General features: G+C 42.2%; 22 protein-coding genes and 1 riboswitch. Of the genes, 6 read left to right on the plus strand and 16 right to left on the minus strand.

All coding sequences use genetic code 11. From position 1 onward, the window contains the following. The first annotated feature begins 2 nt into the window (after positions 1-2). Complete coding sequence (gene cmoB, locus FM019_RS15350) at positions 3-974, plus strand: tRNA 5-methoxyuridine(34)/uridine 5-oxyacetic acid(34) synthase CmoB (RefSeq protein ID WP_143836841.1); 972 nt, start codon at positions 3-5, stop codon at positions 972-974. Between the two features lie 4 nt (positions 975-978). Here the strand turns inward: cmoB and FM019_RS15355 are convergent, their stop codons facing one another. The 7 genes from FM019_RS15355 to moaA form a co-directional block, all read right to left on the minus strand. Continuing rightward, positions 979-1761, minus strand: coding sequence for a DUF1223 domain-containing protein (locus FM019_RS15355; protein ID WP_143836842.1), 783 nt, complete (start codon positions 1759-1761; stop codon positions 979-981). A 90-nt stretch (positions 1762-1851) separates the two neighbouring features. Further along, the gene (gene moaE / locus FM019_RS15360) at positions 1852-2340 is read right to left on the minus strand and encodes a molybdopterin synthase catalytic subunit MoaE (protein ID WP_143836843.1); all 489 of its coding nucleotides are present in this window, start codon (positions 2338-2340) and stop codon (positions 1852-1854) included. A gap of 26 nt (positions 2341-2366) precedes the next feature. Then, complete coding sequence (moaD, locus tag FM019_RS15365; RefSeq protein ID WP_143836844.1) at positions 2367-2609, minus strand: molybdopterin converting factor subunit 1; 243 nt, start codon at positions 2607-2609, stop codon at positions 2367-2369. After that, positions 2606-3109: a cyclic pyranopterin monophosphate synthase MoaC gene (moaC, locus tag FM019_RS15370; protein ID WP_143836845.1), complete on the minus strand. Its 504-nt coding sequence runs from the start codon at positions 3107-3109 to the stop codon at positions 2606-2608. The genes moaD and moaC overlap by 4 nt, the downstream gene beginning before the upstream one ends. Before the next feature lie 10 nt (positions 3110-3119). After that, the gene (gene moaB, locus FM019_RS15375; protein ID WP_143836846.1) at positions 3120-3659 is read right to left on the minus strand and encodes a molybdenum cofactor biosynthesis protein B; all 540 of its coding nucleotides are present in this window, start codon (positions 3657-3659) and stop codon (positions 3120-3122) included. 18 nt (positions 3660-3677) lie between these two features. Beyond that, positions 3678-4292 carry a molybdenum cofactor guanylyltransferase gene (locus FM019_RS15380; protein WP_143836847.1) on the minus strand — a complete coding sequence of 205 codons (615 nt, stop codon included), beginning with the start codon at positions 4290-4292 and terminating at the stop codon, positions 3678-3680. Between the two features lie 30 nt (positions 4293-4322). Then, a complete protein-coding gene (moaA, locus tag FM019_RS15385) occupies positions 4323-5291 on the minus strand; it encodes a GTP 3',8-cyclase MoaA (RefSeq protein ID WP_143836848.1) in 969 nt (322 codons plus the stop codon). Next, positions 5282-5445: riboswitch (molybdenum cofactor riboswitch) on the minus strand. It overlaps the preceding gene by 10 nt. Before the next feature lie 416 nt (positions 5446-5861). On the opposite strand from moaA, the gene FM019_RS15390 reads away from it, so the two are divergent. The 5 genes from FM019_RS15390 to FM019_RS15410 all read left to right on the plus strand — a co-directional run bounded on the left by FM019_RS15390 (position 5862) and on the right by FM019_RS15410 (position 11195). Further along, positions 5862-6782 carry a kinase gene (locus FM019_RS15390; protein WP_143836849.1) on the plus strand — a complete coding sequence of 307 codons (921 nt, stop codon included), beginning with the start codon at positions 5862-5864 and terminating at the stop codon, positions 6780-6782. After that, positions 6779-7630, plus strand: a complete 852-nt coding sequence (locus FM019_RS15395; protein WP_260681644.1) for an HAD-IIB family hydrolase — start codon at positions 6779-6781, stop codon at positions 7628-7630. Before FM019_RS15390 ends, FM019_RS15395 begins: the two co-directional genes overlap by 4 nt. Positions 7631-7639: 9 nt before the next feature. After that, entirely contained in the window at positions 7640-8863 is a 1224-nt protein-coding gene (locus tag FM019_RS15400) for a glycosyl transferase (protein WP_143836850.1), read from the plus strand. A gap of 9 nt (positions 8864-8872) precedes the next feature. Beyond that, positions 8873-10630 carry a sugar phosphorylase gene (locus FM019_RS15405; protein ID WP_143836851.1) on the plus strand — a complete coding sequence of 586 codons (1758 nt, stop codon included), beginning with the start codon at positions 8873-8875 and terminating at the stop codon, positions 10628-10630. A gap of 355 nt (positions 10631-10985) precedes the next feature. After that, entirely contained in the window at positions 10986-11195 is a 210-nt protein-coding gene (locus FM019_RS15410; RefSeq protein WP_143836852.1) for a hypothetical protein, read from the plus strand. An 80-nt stretch (positions 11196-11275) separates the two neighbouring features. On the opposite strand, the gene FM019_RS15415 is transcribed toward FM019_RS15410, so the two are convergent. From FM019_RS15415 to nirB, 9 genes are all read right to left on the minus strand, one after another. Then, positions 11276-12490, minus strand: coding sequence for an alginate export family protein (locus tag FM019_RS15415; RefSeq protein ID WP_143836853.1), 1215 nt, complete (start codon positions 12488-12490; stop codon positions 11276-11278). Positions 12491-12882: 392 nt separating this feature from the next. Next, positions 12883-13992: a CmpA/NrtA family ABC transporter substrate-binding protein gene (locus FM019_RS15420; RefSeq protein WP_143836854.1), complete on the minus strand. Its 1110-nt coding sequence runs from the start codon at positions 13990-13992 to the stop codon at positions 12883-12885. After that, positions 13989-14603 carry an ANTAR domain-containing response regulator gene (locus tag FM019_RS15425; protein ID WP_143836855.1) on the minus strand — a complete coding sequence of 205 codons (615 nt, stop codon included), beginning with the start codon at positions 14601-14603 and terminating at the stop codon, positions 13989-13991. Before FM019_RS15425 ends, FM019_RS15420 begins: the two co-directional genes overlap by 4 nt. 330 nt (positions 14604-14933) lie before the next feature. Next, positions 14934-15251, minus strand: coding sequence for a DUF3718 domain-containing protein (locus FM019_RS15430; protein WP_143836856.1), 318 nt, complete (start codon positions 15249-15251; stop codon positions 14934-14936). A 349-nt stretch (positions 15252-15600) separates the two neighbouring features. Further along, positions 15601-16593, minus strand: coding sequence for a glycosyl transferase family protein (locus tag FM019_RS15435; RefSeq protein ID WP_143836857.1), 993 nt, complete (start codon positions 16591-16593; stop codon positions 15601-15603). Continuing rightward, positions 16590-17531 carry a uroporphyrinogen-III C-methyltransferase gene (cobA, locus tag FM019_RS15440; RefSeq protein ID WP_143836858.1) on the minus strand — a complete coding sequence of 314 codons (942 nt, stop codon included), beginning with the start codon at positions 17529-17531 and terminating at the stop codon, positions 16590-16592. The genes FM019_RS15435 and cobA overlap by 4 nt, the downstream gene beginning before the upstream one ends. A gap of 1 nt (position 17532) precedes the next feature. Beyond that, positions 17533-20313: a nitrate reductase gene (locus FM019_RS15445; RefSeq protein WP_143836859.1), complete on the minus strand. Its 2781-nt coding sequence runs from the start codon at positions 20311-20313 to the stop codon at positions 17533-17535. Beyond that, entirely contained in the window at positions 20314-20652 is a 339-nt protein-coding gene (gene nirD / locus FM019_RS15450) for a nitrite reductase small subunit NirD (RefSeq protein WP_143836860.1), read from the minus strand. An 11-nt stretch (positions 20653-20663) separates the two neighbouring features. Then, complete coding sequence (gene nirB, locus FM019_RS15455) at positions 20664-23249, minus strand: nitrite reductase large subunit NirB (RefSeq protein ID WP_143836861.1); 2586 nt, start codon at positions 23247-23249, stop codon at positions 20664-20666. Positions 23250-23261: the final 12 nt, after the last annotated feature.

A 23261-nucleotide genomic window follows, 5' to 3' on the forward strand; every position in this document is an offset into this window, starting at 1 on the left:
TAATGGCTAATCAATGGTTTAATCAATTTTATGCACAGATTGCACAAACTAACCTCAGCCCTTGGCTGGAAGTTTTACCTGCACAACTGGCGGTATGGCAAACACAGCAGTTACATGGCGATTTTGCTAAATGGCAGAAATTACTCAAGAAACTTCCTCAAACCAATACTTCAAATTGCGACATAAAAAGCCAAGTGAGTTTTGGTACTACAGATGATGTTGACGAATATACCCAAAAGCAGATCATAGGATTATTGAAACAATTCAAACCATGGCGTAAAGGTCCGTTCAATGTTCATGGGATCCAAATAGATACTGAATGGCGCTCTGATTGGAAATGGGATCGTGTGTTACCTCATTTGGATCCTTTAAAAGATCGACAGGTTTTAGATATTGGATGCGGCAGTGGCTATCATATGTGGAGGATGCTGGGTGAAGACGCTAAGTTAGTCGTAGGAGTAGACCCTTCCCAGTTGTTTCTCATGCAATTCCAAGCAATCAAACACTTTAATCCTGATCCGCGAATACACTTGCTACCAATTGGTGTTGAGCAACTACCCGAATTAAAGGCTTTTGATACGGTATTTTCCATGGGTGTGCTTTATCATCGTCGCAGTCCTATAGACTTTTTACATCAGCTAAAAATGCAACTTAGAACCGGTGGCCAGCTCGTTTTAGAAACCTTAGTGGTTGATGGAGATGACACGACAGTGTTGATGGCTGGCGAGCGCTATGCACAAATGCGTAATGTATGGTTTTTACCCAGCACCCAAGCCTTATCAATTTGGATGAGTAGAGTTGGCTTTAAAGATGTTAAAGTGGTGGATGTTGCCGTAACGACAACCCAAGAGCAAAGACAAACAGATTGGATGGATAGTTTATCGTTAGAGGATTTTCTTGATCCCAACGACCCTTCCAAGACAATTGAAGGATATCCGGCACCAAAAAGAGCAGTACTAATTGGAACCGCTTAATTGTTTAAAAATCAAAAAGCTGATTGGGAACAAATCCGCCCGCAACTTGCTTTGGACGCAACGAATTTTTCGACGTGACCCAAGCAACAAGAGCATACTGGTCAGCACTGACACTTGGCTCGTCAACCTGTGTTAACCAGACATTATCGATAAGATCGACTTCTTTGTGCGACAAAACAACAAACTCTTGTCGCAGAGATTTTCGTCGATTTTCGCCTCTGGAAACATAGGTGTTAAAGCCAAATCCTAGCAAGGCTAAATTTAGTTGGTCGCCAGGCGACGTTTCACTAAATGAAGCGCGCACGTCGGTTCCTTTAATCAAAACCGTTAACTTGCCTGATTTGTTGTTAATAGGCGAGACAGATTTCCCCCTGAACCAACCACGCCATTCTTTTCCATCTAACATAAAGCCAGGCGTGTATACTGCGTTTGCCAAACCTTGATGCTTGTATTGAGATTGTCTTGCAGAATAATTTGGCTTTGCAAACGGATCTCGCCAACCAAGATAGTCCCAATAATCGACATGAAAAACCATGGGAATAAATTTCAGCCACAAGTCTGGACTTTCCAGCCAACTATTGACCCATTTTTCAGCAGGCGGACAACTTGAACATCCTTGTGAGGAATACACTTCTAGAATTCGGGTAGAGTATTCATTAGATTCCAGCGCCCACGAGTGCAATGGACTGGTTGTTTCTCCACGATGGGAAAGAGAACTTGCGTGTGCTTGTAAACCGCCTAGTAAACCTAAACTGATAACAAACCAAAGTAGAGACGTCTTATTCATAATTTCTACCCAATTTAGAATGGTAAGACTACCCTACTCCTTAGCGTTCACAAATTTATCACGAATGCTTCAAAAATCGTTCTCGGTTATCTACGAGATCCACTTTTTAACTTGTTGTTGATCTGTTTGCCTTGCATTAACCCAGTATTCCCCCTCTGTAGATTGTTCCTTTTTCCACAGTGGCACCTTGGTTTTCAAAAAGTCCATGATAAATTGGCAGGCGTCAAATGCATCGGTTCTGTGTTGAGAACTCACCCCTACAAACACGATTTGTTCATTTAACGAGAGTTTTCCGACACGATGAATGATTCGGACATCTCCCAGTTGCCACCTTTGTCTGGCCAAATTAATAATATCCATGAGAGATTTTTCAGTCATACCCGGATAATGTTCTAACTCAAGTGCAACAACCTGATTGCCTTGGTTCATATCCCGCACTAAACCGCAAAACGTCACCACCGCGCCGCATTGGGAGTTGTTTGCCAAATTGCGATACTCATGCGCCAAATCAAAATCATCATGCTGTACACTGATGTAATCATTTGGTGATAAATTAGCTGAAAGTTCACTCTTAATCATCGTCAAATTCTTGTTTTTCTAACCACTCATCCACCGGTAACTGGCGGAAAGAATGCTACTTCGTCATGTTCATTAAGCTTGCAATGTTTATCTGAAAGAGTTTGATTGACTGCAACTAAAATAGAGTCTGATGATAAGTATTGTCGCCATTGATCATTTTGAGCGGATAAATGTTCAAGCAAAGCCGAAACATCGCTAGGTGTAGCATCAAGTTGTAACTCAGTGACGTTTAACAATTCTCTAAGTTGGCCAAAAAACAGTATTTTCATAGCGCACTCTCTGATCGGTTCTCACGCTGCCAATCGCCACTTTTCCCACCCTTTTTGTGTTCAACGCCAATGTCACTGATCACCATCAATGGATCAACGGCCTTACACATATCAAATAGGGTCAAAGCCGCCACAGAAACAGCCGTCAAAGCCTCCATTTCGACGCCGGTTTGTCCACTAAGTTTACACAAAGACTCTATTTTAACGCGATTATTTTCAGGCTCAGGAAAAAAGGATACGTGTATTTTTGTTAATAGCAGCGGATGGCATAAAGGGATAAGATCTGCGCACTTTTTGGCGGCTTGAATACCTGCAATTCTTGCCACCGCAAACACATCTCCTTTTGCATGTTTACCTTGTGTTATCAATTCCAAGGTTTTGGGATGCATATTCACATAACCAACAGCCTTGGCCTCACGAAAGGTTGATGACTTATTGGTCACATCAACCATATTCGCCTGCCCTTGTTCGTTAAGATGACTTAATTTTATGTCTGTCATTGTCACTCACCTAGTTCCTGCTGGCACAAGGCATCGAACTTGACGTTTTGAGATGCACGACAAAATTGCAAGGTCGATGGGTGCTGTCTAGTTGCTCACGCAAAATGCCTATCCATGCTGTTTTGCATGCCCCAGTAGAACCCGGTACACAAAATATTGCCGTTCCATTTGCCATTCCTGCCAAAGCCCTAGATTGCACTGTCGACGTACCTATCTCGCCATAAGAAATGTGTCTAAATAACTCTCCAAATCCTTCAATGTCTTTGTCGAACAAAACGCTCAGCGCCTCTGGTGTGGTATCACGCTCAGTAAACCCCGTGCCCCCTGTGCACAACACTACCTGAATATCACCGCTGGCAATCCAGCCAGAAACGACAGCACGAAGTTGATATTTATCGTCTTTCACAATGCGCTTTTCAAGTACACGATGACCCGCTTCAATCGCAGCGTTGTATAGATACCGCCCAGATGTGTCAGTTTCCTCATCGCGGGTATCAGAAACCGTCAACACGGCAACATTCAATCCGGTAAAATCAGCAGAAGCAGACATTGTTTTTCCTCTTTCGTTTCAGTGTCGTTGATTGTAAATCGCCGTAACCTGAGAAAACTGTTCAGGCGTATTCACGTTTTTAAATTGGTATTTATATTTTTCGGGTAATGAACAAAAAGTGGCTGACATTTCAGTGAGTATATTTTTAATGGCAAACTCTTTCTTTATCATCAGTTCGTTTGTTTTTTCAATAAAATGTCTATTTAAGCGCAGACAAAGTGGTAACGGGTAGCTTTCGAAGCAACATGTTGTATCGGTTTTTGTTGTTTTTTCAATCAATAACTTCAAGCAATCTGCATCTACAAGAGGCATATCAATCGGCATCACGATTGCCAAATCAAATTCAATGACTTTGGCCCAGTTCGCCAACGCGTGAAATGCAGACATTGGTCCGCAATGACGTTGTATGTCTCTCATAGCACCTTCAATATGATTAGCACTCACAACGACCTCGTCAACGCCCGTGTCGCGCAACAACGCTTTTGTCTTTTCAAGAAAGTTTTGGCCTCTAATTTCAAGTGATGCTTTGTCAGTGCCCATTCGAGAAGATTGTCCACCGGCTAACACGACACCCAATATTTTCCCAGAGACCAGGCTTTTTTGAGCACTAAACATTACTTTCTCGGGCATCATTGCCGGTCATCAACTTAACTATCAAAACGGCTAGCCACCGAGCATGGCAAGGTGTTTAGTTGCGCCAGTCATACCTTTGTCTAACCAATGGCTTGCCTCTTTATCACCTAGCAAGGCTTGCAGTTGATTGGCTAACCCATTGTCATCACCACTTTGGATATAAGGTCTGATGTCTAAACCTTTATCGGCGAACAAACATAGGTGTAATTTGCCCGTGGCACTGACACGAAGACGATTGCAACTAGCACAAAAGTCTTTGCTGTAAGGCATGATCAAGCCAATATTGCCTTGATATTGAGGGTGGGTAAATTCCTGAGCTGGTCCCGAGGCTTTGTCTCTGATCACCTGTGTCCAACCCGACTGTAAAAGAGTTTGTTTGATCGGTTCACCGGCAACATGATTGGCCTGAAAGAAAGAGACATTATCCCCTGTTTGCATCAATTCGATTAAGCGAAAAGTGATAGGTTTGTCTGTAATCCAATCCAAAAACTGTTGCAGATCATTGGCATTGTATTGGCGCATAAGGACACCGTTTACCTTAACCTTAATGCCTAATTCAAGTGCTAAATCGATTCCGGCAAGAATAGTGTCAAGTTTGTCTTGGCCAGTAATACTTTGGAACATTCGCGGATCCAGGCTGTCGACACTGACATTTAGTGACGTTAAACCTGCCTCTGCCCAACTATGAATATGCTGTGGCAAGCGATATCCGTTGGTCGTGATGGCGACTTGTTCAATGCCAGGCGTTTGCGTACAAATTTTAATAATTTGCGGCAAGTCCTTTCTCAGAGAAGGCTCTCCTCCGGTGATTCGGATTTTACTCGTACCCAGACTGGCAAAAGTTGAGGCGATTGTGCGGATCTCGTCCACCGTCAGAAAATTGCGATCAGAGTCACACTGGTATCCGTCAGGCAGGCAATACTCACAACTAAAATTGCAAACGTCAGTAATAGACAGGCGCAAATAGTGAAAGCGCCTGCCAAATTTATCTTCTAACACATTAAACACCTTTCCAAAGTTACCAACAAACATTGTCAGTATTGCGGGAGGCTATCAGGTTTCCCTTTTAACCCTGGCGATAAAATTTATCGCGGCCAAGTTGCCTTATTCATTTTAAGAACTTAGGAAAAGAGGCTCGGAGTCTTAACTTTTAATAATGTCAGGCTAAAACAATGTTTTACCCTGTCTTTCTAAATAGAACGATTTATCCACTTAATCTTTCACTTGTTGCTGCATTTAACCCTACTTTACTGCCACAACGCAACTCAAAAACCGAACATTTATTAGAGAATATTTATAAAGCGATTCATTCTTAAAGTCCCTAGCCGCACGTAAACTACACTTAAACTAGACATCCAAATAATTATCAACAAATGATTAGGGAACATGTGTTTATGATCTACATGATTACGGCCAATTATAGTTTTTTTGCGCTGTTTGGCATGGTTGTTGATGGCATGCTGAGTAGTTAGATGAAGGATTGAGTGAAATAGTGCTAGATTGTTCCACTGTCAATACTTACTTCTACCACTAACACTTTTTCATCGCAATCGCATATACAAGGGCGCTATGTTGAGTACTGATACCGATTTACAAGATTTACTGGGTAGTTTTATTTATCGACATCAATTGAGCTCTAAATTCGTCGACATTGCGCAAAAATGGTTCATTCCCTTATGCAAATCCCTGGAATTGCACCACGACGGTGCGGAAACACCCTTTTTTGTCGGTATCAATGGTTGCCAAGGTTCAGGAAAATCTACATTAAGCGACTTTTTAGTTGAGTACCTAACAAAAATTTGCGGTTTGAACGTGATCACACTATCTCTCGATGATTTTTACTTTTCAAAAGCAACACGGCTGGCGTTGTCTATCAAGATCCATCCATTGTTAGCAACTAGAGGAGTGCCTGGAACACACGATGTAGAAACGCTAAAAACCGTTCTGACCGACCTCAAACAGCGTCGTTTTCCGTTGTCCATTCCCCGATTTAACAAAGCGACTGACGACCCCTTTGAGCATTCTCAATGGCTCAATGTGGATAAACCCGTCGACATCGTCATTATGGAAGGTTGGTGTTGGGGGGTTAACGCTCAACCTACATCGTTGTTGGCAGATCCCATCAATCGATTAGAGTTGGAAGAAGATACCACCGGAGCTTGGAGGCATTACGTTAATAGACAACTTCATATTAGTTATGAACCTTTGTATAAAATGATGGACTACTGGATCATGTTAAAAGCACCAAGCTTTCAATCTGTAGAGACGTGGCGCTGTGAGCAAGAGCATAAACTCAAGCTTACGTTGGGTGTGGTTGAGGGCAATAATTCCAATCACGCTGGTTTAATGAGTGATCAACAAATTCGTCGTTTTATACAATATTACCAACGCCTTACCGAGCACGGGTTAGCAACGCTCGATGAACAATGCGAAACCGTTTTTGAGTTAGATAGTGAACGTAACATTGTCTCTGCGAGGGTAATCAAATGACCCACGCAGAGTTAATGCCAGGCCAAAAAATACAGTACTTAGTTTTTACTGATATGGACGGCACATTGCTAGATCACCATACCTATAGTCACGCTCCTGCTACGGAAACGCTTAAACAACTTAAACAACATAAAATTCCTGTAATACCCAATACCAGCAAGACGTTTGAAGAAATGGTCGAATTGCGCAAGGAAATAGGATTAACGGGGCCTTTTATCGTGGAAAACGGTGCAGCAATTTATATTCCTCACGGTTTTTTCAAAACAAAGCCTGCCAACACCCAGTGGCTCAATAATCATTGGGTACGTCAATTTACGTCTAAAAAAAGCCATTGGCTGAGTTTGCTAAAACGAATTGAAAAAGATTTCGAAAATCAGTTCACCTATTTTTCTAAAATGACTACAAAGCAAATATGTGACGTTACAGGTTTATCAGAAAAAGAAGCCAAACGTGCGTCCAATCGTCAATTTGGTGAACCGGTTTTATGGCTGGGCGATGAGCAGGAAAAACAGCGTTTTCTTAACGCAATAACCTCTATTGGTGCACGTCCGTTGATAGGTGGACGATTTCTTCATGTATCTGGGGAATGTGATAAAGGTGCGGCAATGAACTGGCTGGTCAAAGAATTTTCTCGCCAATTTCCCAATTTACATTGTCATTCTATTGCACTTGGAGACGGACAAAACGACGCAGCGATGTTAGAGGCCGCAAACATCGCGGTTCGAGTAACGTCGCCTGTTAACCCGCCACCAACTTTGAAAAAGACAAAAAACGTCTACACCAGCGAGTTGCATGGTCCAGAAGGGTGGGCACAAACAATTAAACAAATTTTAACTAATACTCTTTAGGAGGCGAAAATGGCCGATTTTTATCAAAACGGTATCACCACCACGCTACATAACTTGGCAAAACGTCCAATTGAAGAGATGGAAAGTGAGTTGCTAGGCTACTCTAAAAAGCGCCCCCTTGGGTTACTTTTACCAAGTTTATATTCAGAACTTGAAGGCAAAGCCATGCCTCAAATCATTGAGCACATCAAGAAAGTCCCCTACTTAAATGAAATTGTTATTGGTTTAGATCGAGCGAATAAAGAGCAATATCAAAGCGCCCTAACCTTTTTTGACACATTGCCACAGCATCATCGAATACTTTGGAATGATGGCCCAAGACTCAAAGCGATCGACGCCGAATTAGCTGAAATTGGGCTTGCACCAAAAGAAATGGGCAAAGGGAGGAATGTTTGGTACTGCATGGGGTACATCTTAGCAACCGGTCGTTCGGAATCTGTCGCTTTGCATGATTGTGATATCTTGACTTACGACCGCTCTTTACTTGCCAAGTTAATTTATCCTGTTGCCAATCCCCAATTTAATTACGAATTCTGTAAAGGCTATTACGCACGGGTAGCAGACGGAAAAATAAATGGCCGAGTATCGCGGTTGCTCGTTACGCCCCTGTTAAGAGCGTTAAAGCGAACAGTAGGAAATAATGAATACCTTGAGTTTATGGACAGCTTCCGCTACCCCTTAGCAGGCGAATTTTCGTTTCGTCGAGACGTACTCAACGACATTAGGATCCCAAGTGACTGGGGACTAGAAATTGGCGTTCTTTCCGAAATGCACAGAAACTACTCTCACAATCGACTTTGCCAGGTCGATATCGCAGAGAATTATGATCACAAACACCAGGATCTCTCCTTGCACAATGATCAAGGTGGTTTATCAAAAATGTCGATCGATATTACCAAGGCACTTTTCAGAAAGTTAGCCACTCAGGGTTTTACTTTCTCTACCGAGTCATTCAGAACCCTCAAAGCCACTTACTTCCGCATCGCTTTAGACTTTATCGAAACTTATCACAATGATGCAGTGATGAACGGCCTTGATTTGGACATACACAGTGAAGAGAAAGCCGTTGAGATGTTCGCACAAAATATTATGAAAGCAGGTCAAAGTTTTTTGGACAACCCAATGGAAACGCCTTTCATTCCAAGTTGGAACCGTGTTGTTAGTGCGATGCCAGATGTATTGGATCGTATAAAAGATGCCGTTGAAGAAGATTATCAAGAATTTAAACGCTAAGGAGCCAAAATGGACTCTGTTTATACTCACCTGTTAGAAAAAGTCACTCACCATTTGTCTGTAGTTTATGACGAAATACTGGGTGACGATACCATCGATGATATCGCCATTAGCTTGCTAACAACAATGCGACTCAACAGCGCAGATAGTTTGCTAGCGCCGGAGCCACACAAAAACCTCTGGAGTGAAGAAGACATCGTATTAATTACGTATGGCGATAGTGTACTAGCAGAGAACGAAGCCCCTTTACAAACACTTCACCGTTTCTTAAACCACTACTGTGCGGAAACAATCAACTCTGTGCACATTCTGCCCTTTTTTCCTTATAGTTCTGATGATGGCTTCTCAGTTATAGACTATTCGAGCGTCAATGAATCACTTGGTGGTTGGGAGGAAATATCCTCAATTGCCGAAGACTTTTGTTTAATGTCTGATTTAGTTATTAACCATTGCTCTGCTCGCAGTGCGTGGTTCGACAACTTCATCAAAGGTGAAGGGATCGGGCATGACTTTTTCTTTACCTTAGATGATAGCTTCGACACCGAACATGTTGTCAGGCCAAGAACGTCACCGCTGATTAAAGAAACGGAAACCGCATCAGGCGAGAAAAACGTGTGGTGTACTTTTAGCCATGATCAAGTTGACTTTGATTTTAGAAATCCAAAAGTATTGGAAACCTTTGTTTCTATTATTCGTCAATATTTGGATAATGGCGTGCGAATTTTTAGGCTAGATGCTGTTGCCTTTTTATGGAAGGAATCAGCGACTAAATGTATTAACTTAGAGCAAACCCACGAAGTTGTTAGATTACTGCGTACTCTGATTGAATACGCACAACCAGACACTATTATCATTACCGAAACAAACATTCCCAATAGAGAAAACCTAACGTATTTTGGCAATGCAAACGAGGCTCATGCCATTTACAATTTTTCATTGCCACCGCTTTTAGTGAACACACTTATTACTGGAAACTGCCATTATCTGAAAAGTTGGTTAATGAGCATGCCTCCAGCTCAAAATGGCACTGCGTATTTTAACTTCATTGCGTCCCACGATGGCATTGGATTAAGACCCGCGGAGGGCTTACTAAATGATAAAGAACTCGCAACGCTGCTCAATACCATGCAAGGCTTTGGTGGCTTGGTTTCTTGGCGTTCGGGAGAAGGTGGCAAACAAAAACCCTATGAGATAAACATTACCTTATTCGATGCATTGCAAGGCACAACCAAAGGACCAGATAAATGGGGATTAGAGCGATTTGTTTGCGCTCATGAAATTATGTTCGCGCTGGAGGGCATACCGGGGATATATGTTCATAGCCTTGTTGCCACCAGTAATGACTACGAAAAAGTGAAAAACACCAGTCATAATCGTTCTATTAATCGTCATAGGTGGGATTACAGCGCACTAGAAAACGCATTAGAGGATAAGCTAAGCCAACATCACAAAGCACTCTCTCGACTCACTCATTTGCTGTCAATTCGGATTAAACAAAAAGCATTTCATCCTAATGCTACACAATTCACGTTGCAACTTGGTAAAAAACTATTTGGTTTTTGGCGCCAAAGCATGGATAGACGTCAAAGTATCTTTTGTATTTCCAATGTTTCAGACCAACCCAAAAAGGTATTCCTTTCGGATATCAATTTGATTGGTACCGATTGCTGGTGGGACTTGATAAGTGGCAACTTGATTAATTTCGACGAGCCACAACTGGTTCTCTCACCCTATCAAACCGTGTGGATTAGCAATACCATTTCATAGTGCTCAAAACACGTAAAATCCTTTAATTTCATTGCGAAAGGGTCATCGTACCCTTTTCGCTTCACTTTATCTTTCTGATTTATATGCATTTTTTCATATGAAAAAAATAAGTGTCTAAAATGCACAACACAATTAGGTGTTATTTACGCCCACACCACACAATGGTTACGCATAACCTAACAAAAACCAATTTAAGCTACTGATATATATGGTTATCTTCAAGTTGGCACGCAAACTGTAATAGTAAGGTCATGCAGCACGGGAAAGATGCTGCTATTTACTCAAAGTGACGCGAAAGCGCATGAAGTTTTAAAGTACCAATATAACGCGAAAACTTATCAATGGAGAAATGACCATGAAAAAGACAATTTTATTTAGCGCATTAGTTCTAGCTGCAGGCTCTGTATTTGCTCAAGAGGACAAATTAGCAGTTCTCGATACAGATACAGACGGACGTATCAGTGTTGAAGAAGCAGCAAGTGATCCAGCATTGTCAGCGGTTTTTGCTGAGCTGGATGTCAATAAAGACGGCTATCTCACACCAAGTGAACTAGCAGAGCACTAAGCATTCTCGCTCATTAGTCTTATAAAAAAATACCCGCTAAATTAGCGGGTATTTTCGTTAGGCACCTTTTCTTTTAGAGTTTAAAAGGAGCCACCAACCCATACCCATAGTTTGTCTGCGTCGACCCTACCGCTTTCCCCTGAATAACTCGCGAATTTAATACCTGCATTATAATGCTTGGCAAACTTTTTGGTGTATTGCAGATTGATCTCCGATCCTAAATCATCAATTTCTGCGGTAGCATCATCTGCCTCAAAATCGTGATAAACCGCTAACCACTTTCCTCCCCCAAGGCTACCTGACAATGCAAATGAGGTATCGACTAAACCTTGCGCAGGCGTGGCCAAGAATTGATCGGCCCAACCGTTAAATTTGTGTAAAGTGGCTAAAGGCGTGGCAAAGCCAAATTGTCCGTCGTCTGAGCCAAGAGACTCATAACCGAGCTTGGCAGTAATTCCACTAACTTGAATTCCCGCTTCGACAAACAAATAGTCCGCATCAAAGTCTGCTTCCGCAGTTTCAAAACTTTGTGACGCAAATTCAGCAGTATATAACACCTTTAAATTATCAAGGCTCTTAACGCCGTTAAAACGCACACCAAAGGTGTCTAAATTGTTTTCGGTATCGTTATCAACTTCAAGAAAATAACCATAACCTGTCAATGTGCCTACCGAGGTTTTGTATGAACCATTTATTACGTGGTCCTTTGAATCAAGGTCTGCACTTTCCCCAAAAATTCTATTCCGTTGATTTAAATATGCATAGGTGACAGAGGCATTTTTAGAAGGTGTAAATTTGGCACTCACACCATCAAAAGTTTGCCTATCTTGCCGCCATCCAACGTGACCAACGAACCTGTGGTTATCAAAAGTTAAAACTTGTCGACCTAACTTCACTAAGACAGAGTCGTTTTTATATTGTATGAACCCCTGGTCAAGTTCGGTAAATTCTGGATCAGCGATAACAGAATACTGCCCTGGATTGAAACCAGTGGGTCCTACGGTGTAATCCCCTTCGCCTAATACGATTCGGTTATCTTCCAATTCAATGGTTGCTGAAAAACCGTTGATACTGCCTGTTGTATAACCTAAACGCGTTCTCAATGTGAGCGCGCTGGCATCTTCTAATGCGTTATCTTGATCAACAGATTCTAATCTTAAACGCATATCTAATTTGGTCGTACCTGATGTCAACGCTTCGGTAATATCATTAGCCTGCGCCAAGCCTGTGTATTGAACCGTCGAGATAGCAAACGCTAAAGCGATTGCATGTTTTTTGTGTGTTTTGGTTTCCATGATTTTCCTTGTTGCAATGTGTGTGTAATAAATTATTGTTTTAAATTTAGTCAACTCATGTGCACAATTTGAATTACATTCTTTTGTATTCACATGAAAAGTAGCTTGATTTCAGAGGTTTAGCAAAAACCAGGCAAAAAAAAAGACCCATACAAATCACATGCGTGATCCTGTATAGGCCTCTTTGCCAAACGTGTAATGTCTCACCAAATCAAACGCAATGTGCTTGCGCTAACTAAGTAAGACTCGACACCATTATGTTTGTTTTGAAATCTTAGTTTTGTCGTAGCATTGATGATGCCAGTTTTTTTCTCTTTAATTTTCAGTTAGTTAAATAAATTCAAACACACCGTAAAAAAGAAATTTTACTATTCGGTGCAAAGTCGCACCAACTAGGTGCCGGTGCATTTCGATTTTATTCCAGCATTTTCATTCAACAAACACCTCATATTCTGATAGATGTCAGGTCTAAAAACACTGGCAATAAAATCATCTGGAATATCTTCCATGTTGAGTTGACCCGCCTGATGCATTTGCTTTATTAACCACTCACCTCTAACGAGTTCTGGTTGATTGATCGTTCCATTTCGGTTTGCAGAAAACTGATTATAAGACGGAATACTCCTTGGCGACCGTTCAATATGAGTCAGACAGCTTCCCAATAAGGAGGGGGCTATTACGTCAATCGACGCATCCAAGTATTTAACTTTACTCAATAACCTCGCAGCCTCAAATCGATTTGGCACCGTCTCCAACCATTGACAAGCCTCTTGCAAAGCTGCACAGATTGCTAACACAGTGTCAGGATGTTGTTGTTGAAATGAAGATAATAATCCAAGTACTTTTTCGGGTGAATCTTGCCAGATATCAAATGAAGTTAAAGCGGTAATGCCAATACCTGACCTTACAGCTTTAGCATTCCAAGGTCCTCCTACACAAAATCCATCAATTTCGCCTGACTCTAAATGTGAAACCATATTGACCGGCGGTACCACAACTATGTCAACATCGTCCCTATTTATTTGTCCTGACGCCAGCCAATCAAGCAATTGATAGTAATGACAACTAAAAGGAAAAACATTGGCAAACATAAGTTTTGGGGCGCCTTTTTGCTTTCGCAAATTCACCACATTTTGCAGAAGGTATGCAGCCATAGGTAAAGTTATTGAAGTAATTTGGTTTGCTTTGAGAATTTCCTGATGCAAGGATTCAGATAAGGTGATTGCGTTACCATTTAAGCTCAATACCAGTGGTGTAATGACGGACGTTTTAATTGTTCCAAGACCCAACGCGCTTGCAATAGGCATGGGCGCTAGCATTTGTGCTGCATCTAGCAAGCCGGCATGCAATTTATCTCTAAGCGTTGCCCATGAGTTTTGTTTTAATAGCTCTACGTCTAAACCCCACTTTTCAAAATATCCATTTTCTTTGGCAACAATAAGTGGTGCTGAGTCAGTCAATGGAATAAAGCCCAAATTGATAGTGCGTTTAAGTTGACTCATACGCTACGTGCTCCCTTGTGAAAACTGTCTAATAGTGAAACAACTGTTTTGGCAACGTCTTCCATTTTTTGCCCTGAGTCCATGGCCATCTTACGCATTGAATGAAAGGCTTGCTCTTCGCTCAACCCTTTACTTTTAATCAGCAGTCTCTTGGCTTTATCAATGACTTCTTTAGCATCAAGTTGATTTTTGGTTTCAATAAGCTCTGTCTTTAATGAATTAAATTGTGCAAACTGCGCAACCGCAGCGTCTAGTATCGGGGTGACTCTTTCAGGGTCAGCGTCTCCAACAATATAAGCACTTACCCCACTTTGCACAGATTGAGTAATGACTTCTGTTTCTTGCTCTGTGCTAAACATTACAATCGGTTTTGGATTGAAATGGCTTAGCGTACTGAGACTTTCCAACATATCCCGACTTGGGCTCTCGATGTCAATGACGATAAGGTCTGGCTGCAATTTATCAACAGTTTTTAACAAGCTCGCGTGTTTGCCTGAATGGTGAGCAATAACATATCTTGTGTCGCACAAGGCATCCTTAAACCCTTGCACTTTTGCATGATCTTCATCGATTAATAAGACTTTGAGCTTTTCATGTACAACAACTGTCAAGCGGTTTTCCTATTTTTTCACTCAATTGTATTAACTGAACAATGCCCTATACGTTAAATAACCTAAGAGCGTAAGTGCGTAGACGTTGGAATAAGAACTGCAAAGGATGCGCCATTCACTTCAATTCAAATAAATTTTTATATTTATTTGCTATCACATTGATTAATAAAAGATTAATGGCCTAAGGGAGAGACAGATACGGGTATTGCTTCTTTACAATGATCAATGATTCGCACCAACATGAAGCAAAGTGTATTTTTTTGGGCTAAAAATTAAAAATAGCCTGCAAGGCAGGCTATTTTGCCGTAAGTTTGATGAATAACTAACATCTTAGAAACTTGTCACATCAAGGTAAGCAAGTACACTATTGGCTTCTCGTTCCTTTGAGAAAGTAATCAAATCCTTTCCATCACACTGCACACCATTTACAGATGTAACCGCGCGTTTAACGCCATCCGTACTCCCTGCAACTTTACCAACTTGAGAACGTAGTTGATGTTTTAACATCTTAACATCATCCATTAGCACCGCTTTACAAAATCCGGCGAAATACGTGTCACCTTTAAAACGATACTCATTACTATCAAACATCGATGCATTTGCACTCATCGCAGCAAGTGCAGTAATCGCAATTAAACATTTTTTCATTGTTAACTCCATAACCTAACAAGGTATAAGCATTCGAGACCATTCTCGAACACCTTTAGTTATGCAATAAAAATTTTGCATTGTCTGTTTTCAATTCGTATCGTTATCGTAAAAACTTTGTAAATCAATAAGTTACAAACATGTGATAATCATAACACATTGATTTTATTGTGTTTTTTAGAATCGTATATTTCTTAATAGCATGAAAAACAAAATATGATGTTCAAATGTTCTAGTTGGAGCAAATAAATTACCCGAATATAGTAAAGTCCTTAGTGCTATGTAAACGGATTTAACACGCTTTAGCGGACAAGCTGTTTGATCAGTGACATATTCAAGCAGAATCGACTTAACAGGAAAGGTCAAATGGCCAAGTTTTATTGCGTGAAAGCCACAATTCCTTTGCATAGCGGTAAGCGTCAGTCCATTCAAGGTCGTTGACTAATGTCAACATGATAGCCAATGTCCCGACAATTGTGTGAAAAGCGTAACTGTCTTCTTCTCCCTGCCAAACGTGAACTAACTTTTTACAATCCAATTGTTTTGGCTTCATTTGCCAGTTTTGTTGCACCGCAGATACGCTGATATCAGATTGGTGACGCGCTCGGCATATCTGAAGGGTGACGTCTCTTTCGGGGTTAAACTCGATCTCTCCGCCTTCACCTCGGAAGCACAGTACGTCTGAATTCCCCAGTAACGCCGCCGTTTGACTATGTTTCTCGTCAACACCTTTATGGAAAACGCCTTGCAGACTAAACCTAGCGCGGCTTGGGTTGAGCATTCGAGCTAGGGTGTTAGCGCATGAACGCAATCCAAACTGCTCTCTTAGTTGAATAATTTCGTCCAGTTGCGGATTGACATCAATCAGGTCCATATAGCACATACCTGACTCGGTTAGCTGTGATTGTGCTTGCGTTGCATTTCGCGCTGTTGGGATACCTAAGCTCGGTAACACCACACTCAAATACAGGCGCTTGGAGTCAGGTTCATGTGTACCATGCAAAAACAATCGTTTTCCTGTTTGAGCAAGCAATAACGCTGATAACACAAACCAGGGGTGTTGACGTCGTTTCCCTGCGTAACACCCCATATCCAAATCAGTCTCGAGTGAGGTGACCTCTTTGATAGTATGATGATCAAAGGCTTCAACAAAACCGGCTAATTCTTCCGGTGTTTCTTCTCTGACTCTTAACAACATCAAGAAGGCGCCTTTCTGCTCGGCCGTTACGCTTCCGGAAATGATCATCGACATCGCGTCATAAGCTTCACTTTGAGAGAGTGTCCGACCTGCTCGTTGTCCTCTTCCAATTGCTTGAATATATTGTTTGAATGCTGCGCTCATACTGGTTGGTTTAAGGGGAATTTTCCGCGGATCATATCATTGCTGACACAAAAGTTTGGATTTCTTCTATTAACGACTTCGCCAATAATAATCAGCGACGGCCCTTCAAAGTTGGCGCTCGCGATCTTTCTAGCAATATCGCCTAGATTGCCTGTGATCACTTGTTGATCCGCTAAGGTCGCTTGGTCGATTACTGCGACGGGCGTAGTTTTTGGCATTCCGATGCGCTTTAACTGCTCTGTAATAGCCTGTAATGACCCAAGTCCCATGTAAATAACCAAGGTTTCGTTTGCAATAAAAGATTGTAGTTGTGGCCAACTGTTAATTGATTGCCCTTTCTTTAAGTGGGCCGTTACAAAGCGAACTGATTGGGCACATTCGCGATCGGTAAGCGGTATGCCAGCATAAGCAGAGGCTCCAGCGGCAGCCGTAACACCTGGAATAACCAGATAAGGAATACGATGAGCCTGCAGGACTTCACATTCCTCTGCTATTCTGGCAAAGATAGCCGGGTCACCTCCTTTTAGCCTAACCACACGCCTTCCTTGTTTAGCCAACTCAACCATAAGCTGACATATGGCTTGTTGCGTCATTGCATGTTTGCCACACTTTTTGCCGACAAATATTTGTTCGACCGAACGGGGAAGCAACTTTCTAATTTCGTGATTAACTAACCAATCAACAAGCGCAACATCGGCGGTTTGCATGACTTGATAGGCTTTCATTGTCAACAAATTTGGATCGCCCGGGCCCGCCCCTATTAAGAAAACTTTGGTATTATTGTCCCTTACATGACTTTTTTTAACTGGCAGCAGCTCGTTGGCTTTATGAAACCCATCACTAAAGGAACGCCTACTTTTAAATCTCTCAAACAGTAAAAAGGGCTTCGATAAGGTGCTGTGCATACAAAAACCGAATCTTTCACTCACTCTGGACATACTATGCAACCTCCACAACGTTGATTTTTGAAAGCGTTATGCGATCAGAAGTAGTTTGAGATTGATTAATAAGGCATTGAATCTCTGGCTTGCAGGACCCACAATTTGTGCCGCATTGTAAAGATTTTCCTAAACTCTCCACGGTATTGATACCGTTGGCAATGGCGCCCTGTATTTCAGCTTCACTCACCTTGTTGCAACTGCATATCTGTTTTTGGTTGCTTTGACCCAAGTCGTATTGACCACGTAACAACTTGCCTAAGGTTTGATTGTCCAATTCGCATCGCTTAAATAGCGATTTCATCGACAACAAAATCTGTTTTGTGACCGTTGAATCAATGTAAAAACAAGCTTCAAGCGCTTTGTTTTTTAGCGCCACCATCGAAACCTCTCGATTGTTTTTACCTTTCCCTGATTCTGTCAAGAGCGTTAAATCGTTGGTAACAAATAATTCGCATAAAACGCTACGGTCAATGGGAGTGTCGACATTACCGAAATGATAATAATACAAGTCGCCAACTCTGCTCATCTGCCAATAATCTAGCTTACTTAGAGCACGTTCCTGCAATGCACTTTTGCACAAGATTTGGCATTGAAAAGGTAATTTTTTATGTTCCAATTTTACCTGAGCGTACTTTAATTCTGGCTGTCCGGAAATCGGGTCAACCGTATCGTCAAACAAGGCCCCTATTGACGATGAGCTACCCCATGAACCATTCCAATGAATGGGAACAAACAACTCCCCTTCCCTCACGTCATCACTTGTATTAATGGGCAAAACCACATCTTTCTTTTTATTGGATTCACTTAGGATAGAAACGAGGTCATTTTGTTTAAGCCCCAATCGACGTGCGTCTTCAGGATGAATATCCAGGAAGGGGCTATCTTTATGTTCAAGTAATTCGCTAGCTTTGCCGGTGCGAGTCATGGTGTGCCACTGATCACGCAAACGTCCAGAATTAAGCACAAATAAATCATCTTCACTACGCGTTTTTTCTGGTAGCTTGAGATGTGTGACGATAAAATTTGCTCTACCAGTGGCAGTGTAAAATCGGTTGTCGGTAAACAGTCGTTTAGTTCCATGAGGGCTGGACGGAGTAACAGGCCATTGAATGGGCCTCAATTGATCATACTCTGGGGTGCTTATCTCACTGAACATTGAAATATCAAAATCTCTACGTCCATCATTCTGCATACCGCTTAGCTTGGCATGCTCAGCAAATATTTGTGCGGGATGTCGGTAATCGAAAGCTTCGCCAAAGCCCATCTCTTTTGCCACTTCACAGATAATTTGCCAATCATGCTTAGCTTGGCCTGGAGGTGGCAACACGCCTCTTTGTCGGGAAATTCTTCGTTCGGAATTTGTCACAGTGCCATTTTTTTCAGACCAACCACTAGCCGGTAAACAAACATCTGCCAATTTAAGTGTATCGCTGTCAGACACACAATCCGATACGATCACGGTGTCACATTGTTGTAAGGCTTTTTCTATTTTATGTCTATTTGGCATGCTCACCATAGGGTTAGTTGCCATAATCCATAACACTTTGATTTTACCTTTGACAGCCTCGTCAAACAGATCGACAGCCTTTAAACCCGCTTTTTTGGCTAATTTAGAGGTATTCCAAAAGTTGGAAACGATGTCATGATGCGTTTCATTTTCAATATCCATATGAGCCGCTAACATATTCGCCAATCCCCCTACCTCTCGCCCCCCCATAGCATTAGGTTGACCAGTAATAGAAAAAGGCGCTGAACCTGGTTTACCAATTTTACCTGTTGCCAGATGGCAATTGATGATGCTATTGCCCTTATCTACGCCCTGACTAGATTGATTTACCCCCATAGAATAGAAACTGATTGATGATTTTGATTGAGTAAACGCCTCGTAAAAATGTAGAACATCATTAATAGGTAAATCGCACACTTTAGAGACTTTTAGGGGTGTCCAATCTTCGACTTCCTCAATGGCCTGCTCAAATCCAAGTGTGTGCTTTTCTATAAACTCAGCATCTAACGCATTATTTTGCTTTAGGTATCGCAATAAACCATTAAATAAGGCCACATCGGTACCGGGTTTTATTGCTAAATGTAAGTCAGCGTTTTCACAGCTGGCTGTTTTTCGAGGATCGATAAAAATCGTTTTCATCGATGGGTTTAGTGCTTTGGCTCGTTCAATGCGTTGGTAAAGTACAGGATGGGTCCAAGCGGCATTTGAACCGACAAATATCACCAGCTCGGTCATATCTAGATCTTCATAACTACAGGGTACCGAGTCTGCACCAAACGCTCTTTTTTGTGCGGCAACCGCCGAAGACATGCAAAGACGTGAATTGGTATCAATATTTGCGCTACCAATAAACCCTTTCATTAACTTGTTGGCGACATAATAATCTTCCGTAAGCAATTGCCCAGAGACATAAAATGCTACTGAATCCGGGCCAAACTCTTCGATCGCTTGTTTGATTTTTTTAGCGACATAAGAAGTCGACTCTTGCCAATTACTGGCTTTCCCTTTGATACTGGGGGTAACCATGCGCCCTTCAGGTGAATTGGTTTCAAGAAGGTGCGATCCTTTTACACAGAGTTTGCCGAAGTTAGCCGGGTGATCAATACTTCCATTAATTGCTTGAATATTTACTTTTTGGTCACGATTTTGAGATACTTGGATGTCAACCCCACACCCTACACCACAATACGGGCATGTGCTTTGAATCAACTGTGGCGCTTGTAATTGGGTATGAACGCATGGGTCCACAGGTTTATTGTGCACAGTTTTCATTTAGTGGCTCAACTTCACCAATACATTCTGGTCTTCAAGTTTGACCTGGTGCATTACCAGGGTCTCAGAATTCCCATCCAAACTTGCTCCATCTAGCAAACTATAGCGTTGTTTGTGCAACGGTGAGGCAATGTAAGGAGTGTTGGACTCACTTCCAATTATTCCGCGGTACATGACGTTCGCTTTACCAATCGGATCCCAATTGCTGGTCGCGACCACTTTCGCCTGTGCTAGTCCCAAATTAAACAATGCAACCTGCCTGCCATTAACAAGCGCGCAGACGCCAGAGCCTTTTACCAAGTCTTGTGTTTTACAGATTGTTATCCATTGTGTATTCATACTTTGCTCCTTTAAACCACAGCTTCAGCTTTGTCGGTAGAATTAGCGCTAGAAAAACCCTCATCTGCATTCAATGAAAGTTCTACTTTTTCGGACTCTCTAGCAGGACGAATTTGCCCACGCTCTTCAACAAAAACAATGTTCATATCTTTTTCGTCACTGTTAACAAATTGACGAAAGCGCTTTACGCTTGTGGGATTTTGAATGGCGGTATTCCATTCACACTGATAGGTTTCTACAACATGTTGCATTTGCGCTTCTAATTCATCTGCAAGTCCCAAGCTATCGTCAATAATCACTTGCTTGAGGTATTCCAAACCACCCTCCATGTTCTCCATCCATACAGACGTGCGTTGTAATCTGTCTGCAGTGCGTACATAGAACATTAAAAAACGGTCGATATATCGAATAAGTGTTTCTGTATCAAGGTCGGTGGCAAAAAGATCCGCGTGACGTGGTTTCATTCCGCCGTTACCGCAAACATACATATTCCAGCCATTTTCTGTGGCGATAATGCCCACATCTTTGCTTTGTGCCTCGGCACACTCTCGCGTGCAACCTGACACTGCCATTTTTAGCTTATGTGGTGAACGCAAACCCTTGTAGCGATTTTCAATATCAATCGCTTGTGTGACACTGTCTTGAACACCGAATCGACACCAGGTACTACCCACACAAGATTTTACCGTGCGCAAAGATTTAGCGTAGGCATGACCGGTTTCAAAACCAGCTTTGATTAATTCTTGCCAAATTAGTGGCAGTTGCTCGACTCTTGCACCAAACAAGTCAATTCGTTGGCCACCAGTAATCTTTGAGTAAAGTTGATATCTCTGCGCAACCTGACCTAATGCAATGAGTTTAGCTGGCGTGATTTCGCCACCTGCGACACGAGGAACGACCGAATATGTGCCGTCTTTTTGCATGTTGGCAAGATAGGTATCATTGGTATCCTGTAATCCCACATGGTCAGGTTGCAAAACAAAATCGTTCCAAACCGAGGCTAGAATAGAGCCTACTGCCGGTTTACATATCTCGCACCCCAATCCTTGACCATGTTTTGCTAACAAGTCATGAAAAGTTTTAATTTTTCCAACTTTTACAATGTTAAAAAGGTCTTGTCGTGAGTAGGAGAAATGCTCACAAATATCGGTGCTGACCACGACACCTCGTTTCTGCAATTCAGATTCAAAAACATTTTTTAAAAGGGCTGAACATCCTCCGCAACCTGTTGATGCTTTAGTGCATTGTTTAATTGCCCCCAAATCACAGCTACCCGCATCAACCGCAGCAATAATGTCGCCTTTGCTAACATTGTGGCAAGAGCAGATTGAGGCCTCATTGGGCAGAGCATCAGCACCTAGCGCAGGCGAATCACCCCGGGAGGTAGGAAGAATGAGTTGCTCTGGGAATTCTGGCAGATCAATGCCATTTAGCGCATATTGAAGTAACGTGTCATAGTCGCTGTTATCGCCAACAAGCACCGCTCCTATGAGTTTGTTGTCCGCTTCAGATATCACCAGTTTTTTATATATTCCTTCTGGCTGATTCTCATAAGTGTATGTCAGTGCTCCGGGCGTTTTAGCATGGGCGTCACCGATAGAGCCTACATCTACTCCCATGAGTTTTAGTTTTGTACTCATGTCTGCCCCGGTAAACTGTTCTTGTGGGTGGCCGCAGATATTCCCGGCTACTACTCTAGCCATCGTGTAGCCTGGCGCTACCAAACCAAAGATAAAATTGTTCCACAAGGCACATTCGCCAATAGCATAAATGTCGTCATCGTTGGTTTGACAGTGGTTATTGATAATAATCCCGCCTCTGGGACCCACTTCCAGATCATTGTCTTTAGCTATCTGATCACAGGGTCGGATGCCTGCGGAAAACAAAATCATATCAGTTTCAAGAAACGTCCCATCAGCAAACTCCATACGGTAACGAGACGTTTCGCCTTCTTTAATTACTTGAGTCGCTTTTTGCACATGCACCGTCACACCAAGGGCTTCGATTTTGCTTTTTAAAACGTTGCCACCAGTGGGATCTACCTGTACACCCATAAGTTGCGGTGCAAATTCCACAACATGGGTTTCTAATCCCGTTTGTTTTAACGCGTTAGCAGCCTCTAAACCCAGCAAGCCACCTCCCACAACGACGCCTACCTTGCTAACGTCTGCTGAGGCTTGTATCGCTTCGAGATCCTCAATCGTACGATAGACCAGGCAGTGTTCTTGTTCATGCCTTGTAATCGGTGGTACAAATGGATATGAGCCAGTGGCGAGAATAAGTTTATCGTATGAAAATCGCTGGCCACTGTCGGTTTCGACAAATTTTTCCTTACGTTCAATGTTTGTGACACGAGTGTTGAGGTGAAAATTTACGTTCATCTCTTGGTATTGCGCTTCATCAGTCAATGCCAATTGTTCTGCGGTTTTACCGGTAAAATATTCAGATAGATGTACCCGGTCATAGGCTAATCTTGCCTCGGCCGCGATCACCGTGATCTGCACTTCATCAGATTTTTGGCGCAATTGTTCAACAACCTGATGGCCTACCATTCCATTGCCAACAACAACAACTTTAACCTGGCTGAGTGAAGACATAAATTTTCCTCT

It is taken from the genome of Aliiglaciecola sp. M165 (genome assembly GCF_007197995.1).
GTDB lineage: Bacteria > Pseudomonadota > Gammaproteobacteria > Enterobacterales > Alteromonadaceae > Aliiglaciecola.